Annotated in this window: 13 protein-coding genes and 3 pseudogenes; 12 read left to right on the top strand and 4 right to left on the bottom strand. The window is 41.2% G+C overall.

Annotation, left to right across the window (positions count from 1 at the left end; translation table 11 throughout):
- Positions 1–231: 231 nt before the first annotated feature.
- The 4 genes and pseudogenes from CWM22_04625 to CWM22_04640 all read left to right on the top strand — a co-directional run bounded on the left by CWM22_04625 (position 232) and on the right by CWM22_04640 (position 6,555).
- A complete protein-coding gene (locus CWM22_04625) occupies positions 232–3,594 on the top strand; it encodes a DEAD/DEAH box helicase (protein ID AUC91241.1) in 3,363 nt (1,120 codons plus the stop codon).
- Between the two features lie 213 nt (positions 3,595–3,807).
- Positions 3,808–3,894, top strand: a pseudogene (locus CWM22_04630) (hypothetical protein).
- Between the two features lie 1,410 nt (positions 3,895–5,304).
- Positions 5,305–5,919 (top strand): annotated as a pseudogene (locus CWM22_04635) (restriction endonuclease subunit S).
- A gap of 81 nt (positions 5,920–6,000) precedes the next feature.
- On the top strand, positions 6,001–6,555 hold the full coding sequence (locus CWM22_04640; GenBank protein ID AUC92841.1) for a restriction endonuclease subunit S: 555 nt from the start codon (positions 6,001–6,003) through the stop codon (positions 6,553–6,555).
- Between the two features lie 656 nt (positions 6,556–7,211).
- Here the strand turns inward: CWM22_04640 and CWM22_04645 are convergent.
- The gene (locus CWM22_04645; protein AUC91242.1) at positions 7,212–7,358 is read right to left on the bottom strand and encodes a putative holin-like toxin; all 147 of its coding nucleotides are present in this window, start codon (positions 7,356–7,358) and stop codon (positions 7,212–7,214) included.
- An 87-nt stretch (positions 7,359–7,445) separates the two neighbouring features.
- Here CWM22_04645 and CWM22_04650 point away from each other — a divergent pair, with 87 nt between their 5' ends.
- From CWM22_04650 to CWM22_04680, 7 genes are all read left to right on the top strand, one after another.
- The gene (locus CWM22_04650; GenBank protein AUC91243.1) at positions 7,446–9,041 is read left to right on the top strand and encodes a type I restriction-modification system subunit M; all 1,596 of its coding nucleotides are present in this window, start codon (positions 7,446–7,448) and stop codon (positions 9,039–9,041) included.
- Between the two features lie 78 nt (positions 9,042–9,119).
- On the top strand, positions 9,120–9,794 hold the full coding sequence (locus CWM22_04655) for a ribose 5-phosphate isomerase A (protein ID AUC91244.1): 675 nt from the start codon (positions 9,120–9,122) through the stop codon (positions 9,792–9,794).
- Between the two features lie 326 nt (positions 9,795–10,120).
- Positions 10,121–11,332, top strand: a complete 1,212-nt coding sequence (locus CWM22_04660) for a phosphopentomutase (protein ID AUC91245.1) — start codon at positions 10,121–10,123, stop codon at positions 11,330–11,332.
- On the top strand, positions 11,332–11,688 hold the full coding sequence (locus CWM22_04665; GenBank protein AUC91246.1) for an ArsC family transcriptional regulator: 357 nt from the start codon (positions 11,332–11,334) through the stop codon (positions 11,686–11,688). Before CWM22_04660 ends, CWM22_04665 begins: the two co-directional genes overlap by 1 nt.
- 11 nt (positions 11,689–11,699) lie before the next feature.
- A complete protein-coding gene (locus tag CWM22_04670; GenBank protein ID AUC91247.1) occupies positions 11,700–12,509 on the top strand; it encodes a purine-nucleoside phosphorylase in 810 nt (269 codons plus the stop codon).
- A 32-nt stretch (positions 12,510–12,541) separates the two neighbouring features.
- Positions 12,542–13,255 (top strand): purine-nucleoside phosphorylase, encoded by a 714-nt coding sequence (gene deoD / locus CWM22_04675; protein AUC91248.1) that lies wholly within the window; start codon positions 12,542–12,544, stop codon positions 13,253–13,255.
- Between the two features lie 173 nt (positions 13,256–13,428).
- Positions 13,429–15,696 (top strand): glycogen/starch/alpha-glucan family phosphorylase, encoded by a 2,268-nt coding sequence (locus CWM22_04680; protein AUC91249.1) that lies wholly within the window; start codon positions 13,429–13,431, stop codon positions 15,694–15,696.
- A gap of 322 nt (positions 15,697–16,018) precedes the next feature.
- On the opposite strand, the gene CWM22_04685 is transcribed toward CWM22_04680, so the two are convergent.
- From CWM22_04685 to CWM22_04695, 3 genes and pseudogenes are all read right to left on the bottom strand, one after another.
- Positions 16,019–16,396, bottom strand: coding sequence for a HicB family protein (locus CWM22_04685; GenBank protein ID AUC91250.1), 378 nt, complete (start codon positions 16,394–16,396; stop codon positions 16,019–16,021).
- A gap of 35 nt (positions 16,397–16,431) precedes the next feature.
- On the bottom strand, positions 16,432–16,623 hold the full coding sequence (locus CWM22_04690) for an addiction module toxin, HicA family (protein ID AUC91251.1): 192 nt from the start codon (positions 16,621–16,623) through the stop codon (positions 16,432–16,434).
- A 184-nt stretch (positions 16,624–16,807) separates the two neighbouring features.
- Positions 16,808–17,083 (bottom strand): annotated as a pseudogene (locus tag CWM22_04695) (ArpU family transcriptional regulator).
- On the opposite strand from CWM22_04695, the gene CWM22_04700 reads away from it, so the two are divergent.
- Entirely contained in the window at positions 17,060–17,719 is a 660-nt protein-coding gene (locus CWM22_04700; GenBank protein ID AUC91252.1) for a hypothetical protein, read from the top strand. The pseudogene CWM22_04695 and the gene CWM22_04700 sit on opposite strands and share 24 nt — an antisense overlap.
- Positions 17,720–18,330: the final 611 nt, after the last annotated feature.

The raw sequence follows: 18,330 nt of genomic DNA on the forward strand, positions 1-18,330 counted from the left end.
CTCACTAAATCAATTGCTTTTCTATTCCATTCTAGCTTAAAATATGATAAAATAAACATACATAATCTTTGTATTTTTTTGGAGAGAGATATGAAATTTCTAAATAGATTTGCATATATATATATATATATATATATATCAAAGTAATTTAAAACTTTTTTTCAATTTCATAGTAAACAAAACCTGCCAGTCTTGGCAGGCTTTTTGCGTTGTCGAAAGGCTGGTGTCTAGATGACTTGGAAACAACTTATGCTAGACATACCAGTCTATGCACCAGAACTCTTGGAAGAAATGAAAGCCATAGAGGAATACCAAACAGGCTTGCTTGAAAAACTAGAAAGACAGGACAATGCCTTAGAGTTGGAGGCTGTTTACCAAGTGGAACAAGCCCGCCTGACCGATATTGTCAAAGGGTATCTGGACATCAAGCGTAAGCCTGACCACTATGCCCAAGCAGAGCAGAAATTAGCAGATGCCCACGGTCAGTTAATCGGTTTCCGTAAGCATCTCCACAAACTCTTGCAAAAGGTCAATGAAGAGGATTTGAAAGATTTTCAAGTTAGCTTACGCTTGTTGCCTGGTCAGCGGGAATTGGTTGACCCTCAGGCTCTTTATCAGACTAAAAAGCCAGCCAATGAAGTGCAGATGGAAGACGAACTCATCCGCCATCTGACCAGCGGAGAGAGTCAGTGGGTCTACCGTCCTGAACTCAATAGTGAAGAACTCCTTTGGTCCAACTTTTTCGCCAAGCTAGAGGCCAATAACGTCCGCCACCTAGCTGACCATCCTCTGACAGAGCAAGAAAAGCACCAAATCAAGAACCAGCTCAACTTTGTCAATTTCTACGAAGCTGCCAAGTGGCTAGCAGGTGAGAATGGTATTGCCAAGGTCCAAGTCCAGCGGGAAGATGCTAGTCTGGGCACCATCCGACTAGAGGTCATCTGGCGGCACAATGTCGCAGGGGGCAAGTCCAGTTATGAGGTTGTCAACCAAGTTGTGACAGGTGGGGATGCTGCCAGACAAAGACGGGGTGATGTGACCCTCTTAATCAACGGTCTTCCCATGATTCAGATTGAGCTCAAGAGCCGTTCCCATCCCTATATGGATGCCTTCCGTCAAATTCGCAAATATGAGCAAGAAGGTCAGTTTAAGGGTATCTTTTCGAGTCTACAAATGTTTGTAGTGTCTAACATCACGGAAACCCGCTACATAGCAGCAGCCAAGGAATCCAAACTCAATGATCGTTTCTTGACCAAGTGGGTAGACAAGCATAACCAAGCTCAACCCCATCTCTTTGACTTTGCCAGAGAGGTCCTTTCCATTCCCATGGCTCACCAATTGGTCATGCAATATAGCGTTATCGACGACGACAAAAAAGCCCTTATCCTGCTCCGTCCTTATCAAATTCATGCCATCGAAGCTATCAGAGAAGCTAGCCGTCTACGCCAGTCAGGCTATATATGGCACACAACTGGTTCTGGTAAGACCCTGACATCCTACAAGGTGGCACGCAATCTCCTGCAAATTCCATCCATTGAGAAGACTATTTTTGTCATAGATAGGACAGACCTTGACCAGCAGACCACCGCTGCCTTTCTATCCTACGCGGAAAATGACATGATAGATATTGACCAGACGGACGATACCCAGCACTTGTTGAAAAATCTGTCTTCAGAAGACCGCCGTGTCGTGGTCACCACTATTCAAAAACTCAATACCCTCCTGCGTCAATTTGAAGAGGGGCTTCATGAGAAATTCCACCAGCGTGTTAAGAACCTAAATCTAGCCTTTGTTGTGGACGAATGCCACCGGGCTGTCACCCCAGAACGCCAGCGGATTTTGGAACAGTTCTTTGTCAACTCGCTTTGGTATGGCTTTACAGGTACTCCTATTTTCAAGGAGAACAAGCGAGAGCAAAAAGGTGATTTAGCCCAGACGACAGAAGAACAGTATGGGCCATGTCTCCATGAATACACAGTCAAAGAAGCCATCCATGATCGAGCTGTTCTTGGTTTCCAAGTGGAATATCAGACCACCATGCCTGGCTGGGCGGAAGATGAAATCGAAGACGAGTTTTATGACGATGAACGGCACATGCTGACGGTGCTGGATGCCATTTTAAACAAATCCAAACGCAAGCTCGGTTTCCAAAACGGTGTAGGGAAAACTTACGAGGGCCTACTGACTGTCAAGTCCATCGCCCGTGCCCAAGCCTACTATGACCTGATACAAGAAGTCAAGGCAGGACAGAAGAGCCTGACGATTTCCGAGTCTGTCAAGAAGGTTTTACCAGACTTTCCAAAAGTTGCCATCACATACTCAGTGACTGAAAATGAAGAGTCTTCCTTTGCTAATCAAGACTACATGAGCAAGAGCTTGGAGGATTATAATGCCATGTTTGGTACGCATTTCACTCTGGCGACCCTTGGTTCCTATAATACTGACCTCAACGAACGCTTGGCTCGGAAAAAAGACAAGTATGCCTTCCGTGAGGAGCAGTTGGACTTGGTCATTGTGGTGGATCGTCTCTTGACGGGCTTTGATGCTCCGTGCTTGTCTACCATTTTCATGGACAGGCAACCTATGAAACCCCAGCACATCATCCAAGCCTTTTCACGGACCAACCGTCTCTTTGACGAGGGCAAGAAGTTTGGACAAATCGTCACCTTCCAGACTCCAGAACGCTTTAAGGAAAAGGTTGACGAGGCCCTCAGTCTTTACTCAAATGGTGGCGAGTTTGCGGTGTTGGCTCCGACTTGGTTGGAAGAAAAAGCCAAGTTCAAGGAAAAAGTTCAGCAGTTGCTGGCTATTGCCCCAAATCCTGAAATGGTGCCAGACCTGGATGTCAGCAGTGATGCCGAGTTGAAACGCTTTGCTAAGGCCTTTCAGGAATTTGACAAGCTCTTTGCCTCCGTACAGGTCTATGCCGACTACGAGCAAGAGGACATTCTCAAGGAAATCGGGCTTAGTCTGGAGGATATTGAGAATTTTTCTGGACAATACCAAAATGTCATCGAAGAACTCCGCAGACGGCGGAAGGATGACGAGGGCATAGAAGATACGCCTTTTGATATTGAATACGAGCTGGAGTCTGTCCGTACGGATGAAATCAATTACCACTATATCATCTCTCTCATCCAAAACCTGATTGACAGTAAAAATCAAGTCATTCCTGATAAAGAGAAAAAGATGGTGGACAACTACATCGCCGACTTAGACAAGACCAATCCCAAACTCTCCCAACTTATCTCAAAAATCTGGCAGGAAGCTCAGACCAATACTCAAGATTACAAGGGCCAATCCATCGCCCACAAGCTAGACGAGATGATTGACCTAACCATCCGTGAGCAAGTCGTATCCACAGCACGAGATTGGTGTGTTGGCGAAGACGAACTCCAGTTTATCGTGGACAACTACCGAGTCGGCAAGGACAAGCAAATCGGAGAAAAAGCCCTGGTCGATACCTACGACTATATAAGCTACAAGGAAAACAAGGGCGACCAAGCCCTCAACAAGCTCAAATACAAAAAAGCTCTCAAAGAGGACTATATGAACATGATTGCGGAAGAAATCCTGCCATTGAGGGGGAGGTAGGGTAGATGTATTTTGACAAAACCCTCAATTTGTCAAAATAGACCCTGAGATTTATTTTCTATCTGCTCAAAACAGCCATTTTGTCAAATTAGAATGAAAAAACTTAAGTCTATTTTATCAAAATCAGCATTTTGTCAAAATAGAAAATAATAATTAAGAGCTATTTCAACAAAATGTGGTATTTGAGAGAAATGAAAATAGAAAGGAGAATGAATGGCGGAAAATATTTTAATTTTAGGAAATGGTTTTGACCTTGCGATGGGTAGAAAGACCAGCTATGGAGATTTTTTGAAATTTTCAAGGTCTGTTAGTGTTTTGAAAAAGTATGTTTTAAAAGATACAAATGATTACTCATTGGAAAATGTAAGTCAAAACTATCAAAGGATAATAACAAGAATTTCTGAAGCCTTAGATGATTTAAAATCGGAATTCTCAGACAAAGAGAATGAGAAAATTTTGAGCTTAAGTAATTTTAAAAAATTCTTTTTGATGTCAGATTATCTTTACTACGAAGTGAAAAACAGTTTACCAATAGACATTCTGGATTTTTCGTTATCCAATGACCCAATAGCTAATACTATACTCAGTCGAGGAGTGGTGACTATAAAAAATTCCTTAAAGACATCACAATTATATTTTGATGTCGAATCAATTGCCGAGATATTGTCAAATGTTGAAAAAAAGGATTTTGAATGGTTGTTTAAATTACCAGATAATATCTACGTTCGCTTTCTTGAAGAAAATAAAGATTTACTAGGCAAAAACTGGTCAAATATTGAACATGCTATTTCATCACTTGCAGAGGCAATAATGGAGCTTAAACATAGTGCATCCATTTTAACAGATGTGTTGGCGGAAGAAAATGTTATTCAGAGGAACTCTAAACTAGAGAGTGTAAAATCAAAGTTTGCTGATAGTGTAAATCATCTGGCAATATGTTGTGTTTTGGATTTATTGAAAAGTGAGTCTATTTGTAAAAGTTCAAAGTTATCCGTACTTCATCACCTTGATGCTATTAATGAATCTATGATTTCTGAATTAGAGAAAATAACAGATTACCTGGAATTTTATTTAACCTATTTGGATAAGATTGATTTTGAAATTCAAAAGATTAGACCTGCTTCAACAGCATTGGATGCGATTCAAAATATTGAAAAATCTAAAGTTATCACTTTTAATTATACCAATACTGCTAGTGAAATGTTGGGTGTAACCGAGGAAAATACTCACTTTATTCATGGAAGATGTCAATTCAATCGATCTGATGATGACATCAATACCATGGTTTTCGGTATTGAAGATAAGGAAGCAGAAACTGAAAATATCCATCAAGATTTAATTCCATTTCAGAAATTCTATCAACGGGCTGTTAAAGAAACAGGAAGCAAGTTTGAGAATTTTTTTGAAAATACTTTAGAGTTTAGTGACGATTGGGTGTATTCGGCTAGTAAAAATATTATCATCTTTGGTCATTCCGTAGATCCTCTTGATAAGGAAATTTTTAAAGCCTGTTTTGATTTAGCCCATGAAGGGGGCTATGCTTACAAGTTCATATTTACTTTCCTTGACGAGGTCACGAAACGAAATATTGTTAAAAATCTAGCAATTATTTTAGGAAAAAGAAAGTTAGTAGAGTTAACTGGTAGAGGAAATATTGTATTTGTGAAAAGTTATGATATAGATCAGATGAGAAAGGAGTTATTAAATTAAATGAAAACAAACAATAATATCCCAGCCTATCGTTTTCAAGGCTACACTGACGCTTGGGAACTGCGGAAGTTGGGGGAAGTGGCTAGATTTAGACGTGGTTCTTTTCCGCAACCTTACGGAAATAGCGAATGGTATGATGGTGACGGAGCAATGCCTTTTGTTCAAGTTGCAGATGTCACAGATGAGATGAATTTAGTAGGAGATACAAAACAAAAAATTAGTAGAAAAGCACAACCACTAAGTGTCTTTGCTGAGGAAGGTTCTGTACTAGTTACTTTACAAGGTAGTATTGGTCGTGTTGCTATTACCCAATATGGGGCTTTTATTGATAGGACGGTACTGATTTTTGAAAACTTTAACTTACCAGTTGATAATTTGTTTTGGGCTTATATAATTAAACAAAAATTTATTGAAGAAGCAAAGTGTGCCCCCGGTGGAACAATCAAAACAATTACCAAGGAAGTTCTTAGTGACTTTGATATAAAGCTCCCCTCCCTCCCCGAACAAGAAACCATCGGCACCTTCTTCTCCACCCTGGACCGCCACATCACCCTTCATCAGCGTAAGTTGGACACGCTCAAGGAGCAGAAGAAGACCTATCTCAAACTCCTCTTTCCAGTCAAGGGACAAACCAAACCAGCCCTCCGTTTCCAAGGCTTTGAAGACGACTGGGAAGAAGTGAAGTTGGGGGAGATAATGGAAGTTACCTCGGTAAAACGTATTCATCAATCTGATTGGACAGATTTTGGAGTAAGATTTTTGCGGGCAAGAGATATAGTTGCAGAATCAAAAAATGAGTCAGTCTCCGAGCCCTTATTCATATCACAAAAAAAATACGATGAATATACAGCAATTTCAGGAAAGGTTACAAAAGGTGATTTGCTTGTTACTGGAGTTGGTACAATTGGTATCCCTATGCTAATTGAAAAGAATGAACCAATTTATTTTAAGGATGGAAATATTATTTGGTTTAAGAATGAAAATCAAATTGATGGTCAGTTTTTCTACTATTCATTCATTGGCAAAAATATTCAATCATTTATAAAAGAATCGGCTGGGATAGGAACAGTTGGAACATTTACAATAAACACAGGAAAAAATACACCTATAGATTTACCAATACTGAAGAAAGAACAATCCGCCATCGGCACCTTCTTCCAAACCCTTGACCAAGAGATTGCTCAGGTGGAGGACAAGCTGACTAGCTTGAAAGAGATGAAAAAGACTCTGCTCCGTAAATTATTTGTATAATTCAGGGAGTGGGAAAGAACTCGACTGGTCTAAAAAGAGTTCGTCAACAAGTCCTTATTTCCAGTTGTTGAGCTGAAACAGTCTATTCCCAGACTGTTTCAGTCCCACCCCCGCACAGCTCAAACTGTCTGGGAGACCGTTTGAGGTTGGAGATGAAGCGAACTTTGTTCGCAACAGTCGTAATGGTCGGATTTGGAGTGTGAAACACGAATAAATATGCCAATCAACCACTGCGCTGAGATGTTGACACGAACTCTAAGAAGTGGTGCTGGGCTTTTTGCCTAGCCTCTCGCCCTCCTAATTCCCATTATAATATTTCTTGACGAACGGTTGATATTCTGATAGAATGAGCATAGAAAAAGAGTTGGACGGCAATCCAACTCTCAGTAGAACCGTTTAAGACGGTGGCTCATATTTACAGAAATAATCCGTTCAACTTGCCGAAAGTGGGGACGGATTATTTTTTGTTTTCATCAGGTGTTTCACTCCCCCTAAGTCACCATATAAAAATCTTGATTAACTGACGAAATTTTGTTAAAATAAGCATAGAAAAAGAGTTGGACGGCAATCCAACTCCTAGTAGAGCCATTTCGGTGGTTCACAATGTTTGTTTTATATTAAAATAAAATCGTCAGTGTCCCAAAATATTGACGGTTTTATTTTTTGTCTGCGAATGCTTTATAGATGATAATGACTAAATTGATGAGATTTAAGATAAATCCACCGAAGGCAATCATTACCATCAAAACATCAGTTAGAGACATTTGTTCCCCCTTTCTGTAAGATTTCGGACTTATTTCCATAAGCACCACCTCCAGTTAGAAAGTTGGAACCACCGTCATATTTCTCTACTTATCTATTATACCATATTTTTAGAAAGAATCACAGACATGAACAATTCAAACAACTCACAATCCCTCTATCAGTCCCTTTGGAATGCGGCGGATATTCTCCGTGGCAAGATGGACGCTAACGAATACAAGTCCTACCTTTTGGGCTTGATTTTCTACAAATACCTATCAGACAAGTTGCTTCTGGCAGTTTGTGATAACCTCGATGAAACCTTTGACAGTTTGTCACAGGCGCAAAGACTTTATGAAGAAAATTTTGCGGATCCAGATGTTAAGGAAGATTTGCTAGATGTCCTTGATGATGAGCTGGGTTACTTTATCGAGCCTGGTCTGACTTTTACGGCCTTGGTAGCAAAAGTCCACAATAGCAACTTCCAGTTGGAAGATTTGGCACAGGGCTTCCGAGACATTGAGCAGTCTAACGAGATTTTTGAAAACCTTTTTGAAGACATCGACCTCTACTCTAAAAAGCTGGGACCAACACCGCAAAAGCAGAATCAGGTCATTTCAGCCCTGATCAAAGAACTCCATGAGCTCAACCTCAGCAACCATGATGGAGATGTCTTGGGAGATGCCTATGAATACCTGATTGGTCAGTTTGCCAGCGACTCTGGAAAGAAAGCGGGCGAGTTCTATACACCTCAAGCCGTTTCCCACCTCATGACCCAGATTGTCTTTCTTGGACGGGAACATCAAAAGGGCATGACCCTCTATGACCCAACCATGGGGTCAGGCTCCCTCCTTCTTAACGCCAAACGTTACAGTAAAGAGTCTTCGACCGTTTCCTACTTTGGTCAGGAGATTAACACCTCGACCTACAACCTGGCCCGCATGAACATGATGCTCCACGGTGTTGCTATTGAGAACCAAAAACTTCATGTCGGTGACACTCTTGATGCGGACTGGCCAACGACGGAGCCGACAGACTTTGACGGTGTGCTTATGAACCCACCTTATTCTCAGAAGTGGAGTGGAGATGCTGGCTTCCTGCAAGATGCACGTTTCTCTAGCTATGGAGTATTAGCACCCAAGTCTAAGGCTGACTTCGCCTTTTTGCTACATGGTTTCTACCATCTCAAGCATTCAGGCGTTATGGCTATTGTCCTTCCTCACGGGGTTCTCTTTAGGGGAAATGCAGAGCAGAAAATCCGTCAGCATCTTCTAGAAGAAGGAGCCATTGACACCGTGATTGGCCTGCCAGCCAACATCTTTTATAATACCTCCATTCCAACCACAGTCATCATTCTCAAGAAAAACCGCACCAGCAAAGATGTCCTCTTTATCGATGCCTCAAAAGAGTTTGACAAGGGCAAAAACCAAAATATCATGACCGATGATCATATCGCCAAGATTTTGAAAGTCTATCAAGACCGTCAAGATGTGGACAAGTTTGCCCACCTAGCTAGCTTTGAGGAGATTGTGGAAAACGACTACAACCTCAACATCCCTCGCTATGTCGATACCTTTGAGGAAGAGCCGGTCATTCCACTGACAGAGCTTGCGGATAAGCTTGCCCAGACCGATGAGGAAATCGCAGCAACCACAGCCCAGCTTGAAGCTATGCTTGGTCAGCTAGTCGGCACCACACCGGAAGCACAGGCAGAATTAACTAGCTTTCTGGAAAAATTGAAGTAGTTAATTTTATGTATTCGCTATCCTCTTAAACCAGTTCGTGGTATAATTATTTCATGAATGACTTCAAAGGAGACAAAGATGACAAACCTAAAAGAGCAGGTTGGGATTAAGGCGGCGGAATTTGTGACGGACGGGATGATTGTTGGACTTGGAACTGGTTCGACTGCCTACTATTTCGTGCAGGAGATTGGCCGCCGGGTTGCAGAAGAAGGGCTACAGATCACAGGCGTAACGACCTCTCATGCTACGGCAGAACATGCTGCGTCCCTTGGGATTCCCCTAAAAAATATCGACGAAGTCGAATATGTGGACTTGACGGTGGATGGAGCCGATGAGGTGGACGGAGCCTTCAATGGTATCAAGGGTGGCGGTGCTGCACTGCTCATGGAGAAGGTGGTCGCTGTCAACAGCAAGGACTGCATCTGGATTGTGGATGAGTCCAAGGTGGTTCAAACCCTAGGTACCTTCAAGTTGCCGGTGGAAGTCGTGCAGTACGGTGCGGAAAATCTTTTCCGACTATTTGAGAAAAAAGGGTATCGTCCAAGTTTTCGTATGCGTAATGGAGAAAAACATATCACGGATATGCAGAACTTTATCATTGACCTTGATTTGCGCAGAATAGACGACACATATGCATTGGCGGAAGAATTGGACCGGACCGTCGGTGTTGTAGAACACGGTCTCTTTATTGGATTGATTTCCAAGGTAATTGTTGGCACACCAGAAGGACCGAACATCATCGAAAAGAAATAAATTGAAAACGCTTCTCATTTTGGTACAATGAGAGGCGTTTTTATGGTATAATGAAAACACGAACGTTTAGACTCTTCAAAAATCTATCCCCTTACCTCGTAGCAGTCAGATGATAGGTACTGAAAAAGCGATAGCTGAACAGCAGGCAGTGAAGCGAGTAACAGTATCTAGTTTTGATGGTTAGGAAGTTTGATGCCGAGAGCTTTGACTGTATAGTATTGCACCCCATTAAAATGTTTAGATGTGGTAACGATAATTTCCAGTCTAGCAACTTGGTTGGATGTTGATTTTGGTTGAATCTAACTATTCAAATAAAGGAGACAATTATGCCTAAATTTAAACGTGTTCACTTGGTAGTTATGGACTCTGTCGGAATCGGCGCAGCACCAGACTCAGATAAATTTTTCAATGCGGGTGTAGCAGATACAGAATCTGACACTCTCGGTCACATCTCTGAAAAAGCAGGTCTTGCAGTGCCAAATATGGCAAAAATTGGTCTTGGAAATATCCCTCGAGATACAGCGCTTGCGACAGTTCCTGCTGAAAGTCATCCAACTGGCTACGTGACCAAGCTGGAAGAAGTGTCGCTCGGAAAAGACACCATGACAGGCCACTGGGAAATCATGGGCCTCAATATTACTGAGCCATTTGATACATTCTGGGATGGTTTCCCTGAAGAGATTTTGACAAAAATCGAAGAATTCTCAGGTCGTAAAATCATCCGCGAAGCAAACAAGCCGTATTCAGGTACAGCTGTCATTGATGACTTTGGCCCTCGCCAAATGGAAACTGGGGAGTTAATCGTCTATACCTCCGCAGACCCTGTGCTTCAGATTGCAGCCCACGAAGATATTATTCCACTTGATGAGTTGTATCGTATCTGTGAATACGCTCGTTCCATTACCCTTGAACGCCCAGCTCTTCTTGGTCGGATTATTGCCCGTCCATACGTTGGTGAGCCAGGCAATTTCTCACGGACTGCAAATCGTCATGACTATGCAGTATCACCGTTTGAAGCAACAGTACTCAACAAACTAGCAGATGCGGGTGTACCAACTTACTCAGTTGGTAAAATCAGTGATATTTTCAATGGTTCAGGTATTACAAATGATATGGGTCACACCAAGTCCAACATGCACGGTGTCGATGTCTTGCTTGAAACGTTGCAGTTGCCTGAATTCGAGGAAGGTTTTACTTTTACAAACCTAGTTGACTTTGATGCTGTCTATGGTCATCGTCGCAATATCGAAGGTTATCGCGACTGCTTGCAAGAGTTTGATGCACGTATTCCAGAGATTATTGACAATATGCGTGAAGATGACCTGCTCTTGATTACAGCTGACCACGGAAATGATCCATCCTATGCTGGAACAGACCACACACGCGAATATGTGCCACTCTTAGCATACAGCAAGGCTTTCAAAGGTAGCGGTGTCTTGCCAGTAGGCCATTTTGCGGACATTTCAGCAACCGTTGCGGAAAACTTCGGAGTGGACACAGCAATGATTGGCGAAAGCTTCTTGGAGAAACTAATTTAATGGAGAAGCTAACGGTCTATATCAATCCCGACTGTAGTAAGTGTAAGAAATTACAAGTCTTATTACCTAGTCAAAACTTAGATATCAAGTGGGTCAATTATTTAGAAAATCCTTTGACAGAGGCAGAATTGACAGCTCTTTTGAAAAAAATGGGCAGTCAACCTTCAGCAGTTACTCGATTGAAGGAAGAAGAACGACTAGCCTTGTCAGAAGAAGAAATCTTTGAGCGTTTAGTTAAAGAGCCTGCTCTTCTCAACCGTCCCATTATCGAGCGAGAGCAGACAGCCTTTCTCTGTCGTCCACTTGAAATCATTAAAGAAAAAATGCCAGAATATGACTGGTCGGATTATTTATAAAAGGAGAAAATATGAGTTTACTTGCAAAAATCAATGAAACAAAAACGTTCTTAGAAGAAAAAGGTCTGGTAAAACCTGAATTCGGTTTGATTTTGGGTTCTGGCTTGGGTGAATTGGCCCAAGAAGTTGAAAATGCCATTGTCATCGACTATGCAGATATTCCAAACTGGGGCAAGTCAACAGTTGTAGGTCATGCTGGTAAGTTGGTGTACGGTGATTTGGCAGGACGTAAGGTCTTGGCTCTTCAAGGTCGATTCCACTTCTACGAAGGAAATCCGATGGAAGTTGTGACTTTCCCAGTCCGTGTCATGAAAGCTCTTGGTTGTGAAGGCGTGATTGTTACTAATGCCGCAGGTGGTATCGGTTACGGTCCAGGTACTCTCATGGCCATTACAGACCACATCAACATGACTGGCCAAAATCCATTGATTGGCGAAAACTTGGAAGAATTTGGTCCACGTTTCCCAGATATGTCAAATGCCTATACAAAAGAATACCGTGAAAAAGCCCATGCCATTGCGGAAAAATTGGGTATCAAGTTGGACGATGGTGTCTATCTCGGTGTGACAGGCCCTACCTATGAAACACCTGCTGAAATCTTGGCCTTCAAGACTATGGGTGCCCACGCAGTCGGTATGTCAACAGTACCAGAAGTTATCGTGGCAGCTCACTCAGGTATGAAAGTTTTGGGTATCTCTGCTATCACAAACTTTGCGGCTGGTTTCCAATCTGAACTCAATCACGAAGAAGTTGTAGAAGTAACCGAGCAAATCAAGGGCAACTTCAAGGGCTTGGTGAAAGCTATCTTGGCTGAGTTATAAGCATTCGAAAATAGAACAAAGAGGTACATTACATGTCTATCCATATTTCCGCAAAACCAGGCGAAATCGCTGATAAGATTTTGCTTCCTGGTGATCCGCTTCGTGCTAAATTTATCGCTGAAAACTTCCTTGAAAATGCAGTTTGCTTCAACGAAGTTCGCAATATGTTCGGCTACACAGGTACCTACAAGGGTCATCGTGTCTCTGTCATGGGAACAGGTATGGGAATGCCTTCTATCTCTATCTACGCCCACGAGCTTATCAATGACTATGGCGTGAAAAAGCTAATCCGTGTAGGAACTGCCGGTTCGCTCAACAAGGATGTCCATGTTCGTGAATTGGTTTTGGCGCAAGCAGCCGCAACTAATTCTCGTATGATCAATATTGACTGGCCAGAGTACGATTTGCCACAAATCGCTGATTTTGGTCTTTTAGATAAGGCTTATCATATCGCCAAAGAACTCAACATGACAACGCATGTTGGCAATGTTTTATCATCAGATAGTTTCTATTCTCCAAAATTGTTTAGTCGCAACTTAGAATTAGGTCAACTAGGTGTCAAGGCAGTCGAAATGGAAGCAGCAGCCCTCTACTACTTGGGTGCTAAATTCGGCGTAGAAACGCTTGCCATTATGACTATTTCTGATAGTTTGGTCAATCCAGAAGAAGATACCACAGCAGAAGAGCGTCAAAACACCTTCACAGATATGATGAAAGTTGGTTTGGAAACTCTGATTGCAGAATAATTAAGAATAATTTTGATTGTAGTAACCTGCAATCGTTTAAAAGACGAACCAATTTCTATTTGTACGGGAGTTGGCTTGTCTTTTTTTTATAAATAGGGTATAATTAAGAAAACGTTTACAAAGAAAGAGTGAAATCTTTCTGAATGATTACATTAATATACAGGAGAAACCTCATGATAAATTTACAAAATTTTGTTCAATCCATGTATGCTAAACGTATTGAGGATTGTACAGACCAAGAACTCTATTACGCCTTGCTTGCTTTTACAAAACAGCAAAGTGAAGCCAAATATACTAACGACCAGAAGAAAAAGGTTTACTATATTTCAGCAGAGTTCTTGATTGGTAAACTCTTGTCCAACAACCTGATTAACTTAGGTGTCTATGACGAGGTGAAGAGCCAGTTAGCTGCTGCTGGTAAGGACTTGATTGCCATTGAAGATGTGGAGATGGAGCCATCTCTAGGTAACGGTGGTTTGGGTCGTTTGGCTGCCTGCTTCCTTGATTCCATTGCTAGTCTGGGTCTTAACGGTGATGGGGTCGGCTTGAATTATCACTTTGGACTGTTTAGACAATTATTCGAATACCATCAGCAGTCAGCTGTGCCAAACGAGTGGATTACACCACGTTCATGGTTAACAGAGTCACCGATTTCTTATCAGGTGCCATTTGCAAACTTTACCTTGACATCTAAGTTGTATGACATCGATGTACCTGGTTATAAAATGGAACGCAAGAATCGTCTACGTTTGTTTGACCTTGGTTCAGTTGATGATAATATCATCTACGATGGTATCGAGTTTGACAAGGAAGATATTTTCCGTAATTTGACCCTCTTCCTTTATCCAGATGATTCGACAGACGAGGGTAAAGTTCTCCGTATCTTCCAGCAGTATTTCATGGTGTCTAACGCTGCCCAACTCTTGATTGACGAAGCGGTTGCCAAAGGGTCAAACCTTCATGACTTGCCTGATTATGCAGTGGTTCAAATCAATGATACCCATCCATCACTTGTTATTCCAGAATTGATTCGTTTGTTGGAACTTCGTGGCATTTCATTTGATGAGGCAGTTGAAATTGTTAAGAAAATGACTGCTTATACCAACCATACCATCTTGTCAGAAGCTCTTGAAAAATGGCCGCTTGATTTCTTGAATCGTGTGGTTCCGCACTTGGTGCCATTTATTGAAGAGCTGGATCGTCGTGCCAAAGAAGTGAAGGATGATCCTGCTGTCAATATCATCGATGAGCATGGTCGTGTCCACATGGCCCACATGGATATTCACTATGGCTACTCTATCAATGGTGTGGCAGCCCTTCATACTGAGATTTTGAAAACATCAGAGTTAAAAGCCTTCTATGAGCTCTATCCAGAGAAGTTTAACAACAAGACGAATGGTATCACCTTCCGTCGTTGGCTCATGCATGCCAACCCAAGTTTGGCAAGCTATCTTGATGGCCTACTTGGCCATGGTTATCACCATGATGCCAGCGAGTTGGAAAAACTTTTAGAATACAAGAATGACAAGGAATTGAAATCTTGGTTGGATAAAAACAAGCAACACAACAAGCGTAAATTACAACGTCATATTGCTAAAACTCAAGGTGTTGAAGTTAATCCAGAGTCTATCTTTGACGTGCAAATCAAGCGTATGCACGAGTACAAGCGTCAACAGATGAATGTCCTCTATGTTATCCATAAGTATTTGGATATCAAGGCTGGGAATATCCCCGCGCGTCCATTGACTGTCTTCTTTGGAGGAAAAGCAGCACCAGCTTACACAACGGCTCAAGATATTATCCACTTGATTTTGGTCTTATCACAGGTTATCAAAAATGACCCAGAAGTGGCACCACATTTGCAGTTGGTCATGATTGAAAACTACAACGTAACGGAAGCCAGCTTCATCATTCCAGCGGCAGACATTTCAGAGCAAATTTCTCTTGCATCTAAAGAAGCATCTGGTACTGGTAACATGAAATTCATGCTGAACGGCGCCCTGACCATCGGTACAGACGACGGTGCCAACGTGGAAATTCATGAATTGGTCGGCGATGAAAATATCTACATCTTCGGTCAAGATAGCCAGACTGTTATCGACCACTATGCAAATGGAACCTACCATCCATATGCCTTATACGAACGTGAAGCCATCCGTCCATTGATTGATTTCATCACTTCTGACACCATTCGTCAGGCTGGCGGTATTGATGAACGTCTATGGCGTTTACAGGATAACCTTAAGCACAATGACCACTTCATGACTTTGCTTGATTTGGAAGATTATATTGAAACCAAGGAAAGAATGTTGGCTGACTATGAAGACCGTGACAGCTGGTTGGAAAAGGTTATCGTCAACATTGCTAAAGCAGGATTCTTCTCATCAGACCGTACGATTCAACAGTACAACGAAGATATTTGGCATTTGGAAGCGAAATAGAAACTAAAAATGACCTTGCGGGGTCATTTTTTGTGTTCTGACTTTGAAAGTATGAGTTGTTGTGGAATTGAAATTTGACTAACGTTTGAGAGTGTTATAACTCCCAAACTCGTGATTTTACTGGTTTTTTAAAAAATCGTATCTCTTTATATTTCCTTATGTTCCCCCTCAGGGTGAACAAAAAGGTGAACAAATTTTACAATGAAAAAAAGGTTATCAAAGGGCGATAACCTCAAAAATTTTATGAGTTTAGCAGGCAAGTAACTAGCGTATCGAATTGATGCGCTTTTTTTTGATCGCTGGTACGTGTATTATATCATGTTTACACTTGTAATCGTGTTTCTAAAGCCGTTGTTAAAATTTCCGAATAGTTCAAACCCTCACGGTCTGCTAATTTTGTTAACCATTCAGGCACTGTCACATTCTTTCTAATTGCTTTATTATTCTTAATATACGGTGTTGGATCAGCTTGTATCATTGAAACAAAGCCATCAGGAGCGCTTAACTCCTTTATATCGCTTACTTTTGGTAACTCCATCCCCTCATCAATATAAAGGGCAATAGAGCTTTCTAAAAAATCACGGGCATTGTACATAGCTTCCTCAAGGTTATCCCCTTGAGTACCACCACTAAACTCTGGGAACTCCACCCAATAACCTTGTTCATCTTTATGAAAAATAGCTGGGTAAGATTTTAACATGTTTCTACCTCCAAAAGCGAAAAAGGAGGGGCATTTCAAAGTAGCCCCAAATCTCTCAGGATTTTCTTTTCTAGCCCTTTGCCCAAGTCCTTGTTTCCATGAACTGGGATTGTGACTATTTTTGAAAATCCTTCTTTTTTGAAATGGTGGTGACTTCCATTGACTCGGATTTCTTTCCACCCGTTAGCCTCTGCAAGTTTTGCCATTTCTTTTCCAGTAAGTGGCATAGCGCTCTACCTCCTTACATTATTTATTATATACGCATTATGCGCATTTGTCAATAGATTATGCTATTTGTCTTACATTCCTAAAAAATTTCAAAAAGGGAAAATTGTGCACGGAAGAGGGCGGCGTCGTTGAACCCCGAACAAACCCACCCCCGTTGAAAAAAGATGGGGGTATTTACGAATTTTAGCCCTGACCGTCTTTATACTGCAATAGTTCCCCATTCTTAAATATACAAGCAAAGTCTAACAAAGCTGTTTGTAATGCTTCGTAAAACATAGACTTTCCCATGTAAAAACTTTCATAGAGTGCCAAACCTGTTTTCTGACGCTTGATATACTTCTCTGTAAGTATGTCACTGTGTAACTTATCCAAGTTTGAGATAGCTCGCTCTATTTCATCCACTTCCTGACTTACTGCGATAGCATTCAGTAATCTATCTTCTTGCGTGCTTCGGGTCGTCAGGCGGTCAGGTTTATCGAACCTGAACACTTAAAACAGTTTCTCGATTATGCTGAACAATTAGCAAGTAGGAACTTTACCAAGTATTACCAATATGTTATTTTTAAGTTATTACTTGCCACTGGTTGTCGTATTGGTGAATTGTCTGCCCTTGAATTGTCTGATATTGACCTAGAAGCTGGTACAATATCAATCAGTAAAACCTATAGCATGGAACTACACATTATCGGGACAACAAAGACAAAGGCGGGTACCCGTATTATCAGCATAGACAAAAAAACAGTTCTCTTGCTGAAACAATATCAAAATCGTCAACGCTTGATGTTTCTTGAGGTTGGCGCGTGTGCTCCTGGTGTTGTCTTTGCGACAACTTTAAGGGAATACCTCCCACAGGTTTCACTACAAGAAGTTATAAATTGTCGGTGTAAGGCTTTGGGTATTCCTCGTTTTACTTGTCACGCATTCCGCCATACCCACGCTAGTTTACTGTTGAACGCTGGTATCACTTATAAGGAATTACAATATAGGATCGGTCATTCCAATATCGCTATGACTTTAGATACATATGGTCACCTATCCAAAGACAAGGAAAAAGAAGCGGTTTTATATTACGAAAAAGCCATGAATAGTCTTTAGGGTGAACAAAAAGGTGAACAAATTACAAAATCAACTAAATACAAGGTGCTAGAAACCGCATGAAATCAACGTTTGAAAGGATAAAAGAAAAAATATTATGAAAATCTGTGGATTGGATAGTCTAGTGAATTAGAAATAGGACATATCTAATGCTCAATAAAAATCAAAAATAGAATACTAAGGTCAATTTCTATGTGTAAAATTTCAATATCTAAGCTCAGATTGGAAATCATAGATTTTGACTAGCCATCTCATTTCGACAACTTCAAAATTGAAATTCTCTATATACAATTTGATTAGTAGATAGCTAATTTTGATTTTAAATGAGTATTAAAATTACTAATCTCTAAAGTGAGTTGCAATTAATTTGTGAATGATAATCGGCTCAATTCCTTGAGTTTTCGGCATTTTTGGTAGGTATCATCAGAATAGTGTCTGTCTACATGGCGATGTTTAAAAAGCAGATAAAGGAGTTCATGTAATTTTGCTTTTATCGTGATGTCGAAATAGATACCTTCTTCTTGGATTCTGGAACTCTAGTCATCAATGAACTTGTTGCACTTGACTTTACAACGTGCGGTACAAAGAATGTACTAAAATACTTGAAAATC

The sequence above is a fragment of the Streptococcus suis genome (assembly GCA_002831545.1).
Taxonomy (GTDB): Bacteria; Bacillota; Bacilli; order Lactobacillales; family Streptococcaceae; genus Streptococcus; species Streptococcus suis_P.

Excerpts from the sequence above, each read along its gene's own strand:
- CWM22_04625 (AUC91241.1), top strand. The coding sequence starts at position 232 with ATGACTTGGAAACAACTTATGCTAGACATACCAGTCTATGCACCAGAA.
- CWM22_04640 (AUC92841.1), top strand. The coding sequence starts at position 6,001 with ATGGAAGTTACCTCGGTAAAACGTATTCATCAATCTGATTGGACAGAT.
- CWM22_04645 (AUC91242.1), bottom strand. The coding sequence starts at position 7,358 with ATGGAAATAAGTCCGAAATCTTACAGAAAGGGGGAACAAATGTCTCTA.
- CWM22_04650 (AUC91243.1), top strand. The coding sequence starts at position 7,446 with ATGAACAATTCAAACAACTCACAATCCCTCTATCAGTCCCTTTGGAAT.
- CWM22_04655 (AUC91244.1), top strand. The coding sequence starts at position 9,120 with ATGACAAACCTAAAAGAGCAGGTTGGGATTAAGGCGGCGGAATTTGTG.
- CWM22_04660 (AUC91245.1), top strand. The coding sequence starts at position 10,121 with ATGCCTAAATTTAAACGTGTTCACTTGGTAGTTATGGACTCTGTCGGA.
- CWM22_04665 (AUC91246.1), top strand. The coding sequence starts at position 11,332 with ATGGAGAAGCTAACGGTCTATATCAATCCCGACTGTAGTAAGTGTAAG.
- CWM22_04670 (AUC91247.1), top strand. The coding sequence starts at position 11,700 with ATGAGTTTACTTGCAAAAATCAATGAAACAAAAACGTTCTTAGAAGAA.
- deoD (AUC91248.1), top strand. The coding sequence starts at position 12,542 with ATGTCTATCCATATTTCCGCAAAACCAGGCGAAATCGCTGATAAGATT.
- CWM22_04680 (AUC91249.1), top strand. The coding sequence starts at position 13,429 with ATGATAAATTTACAAAATTTTGTTCAATCCATGTATGCTAAACGTATT.
- CWM22_04685 (AUC91250.1), bottom strand. The coding sequence starts at position 16,396 with ATGTTAAAATCTTACCCAGCTATTTTTCATAAAGATGAACAAGGTTAT.
- CWM22_04690 (AUC91251.1), bottom strand. The coding sequence starts at position 16,623 with ATGCCACTTACTGGAAAAGAAATGGCAAAACTTGCAGAGGCTAACGGG.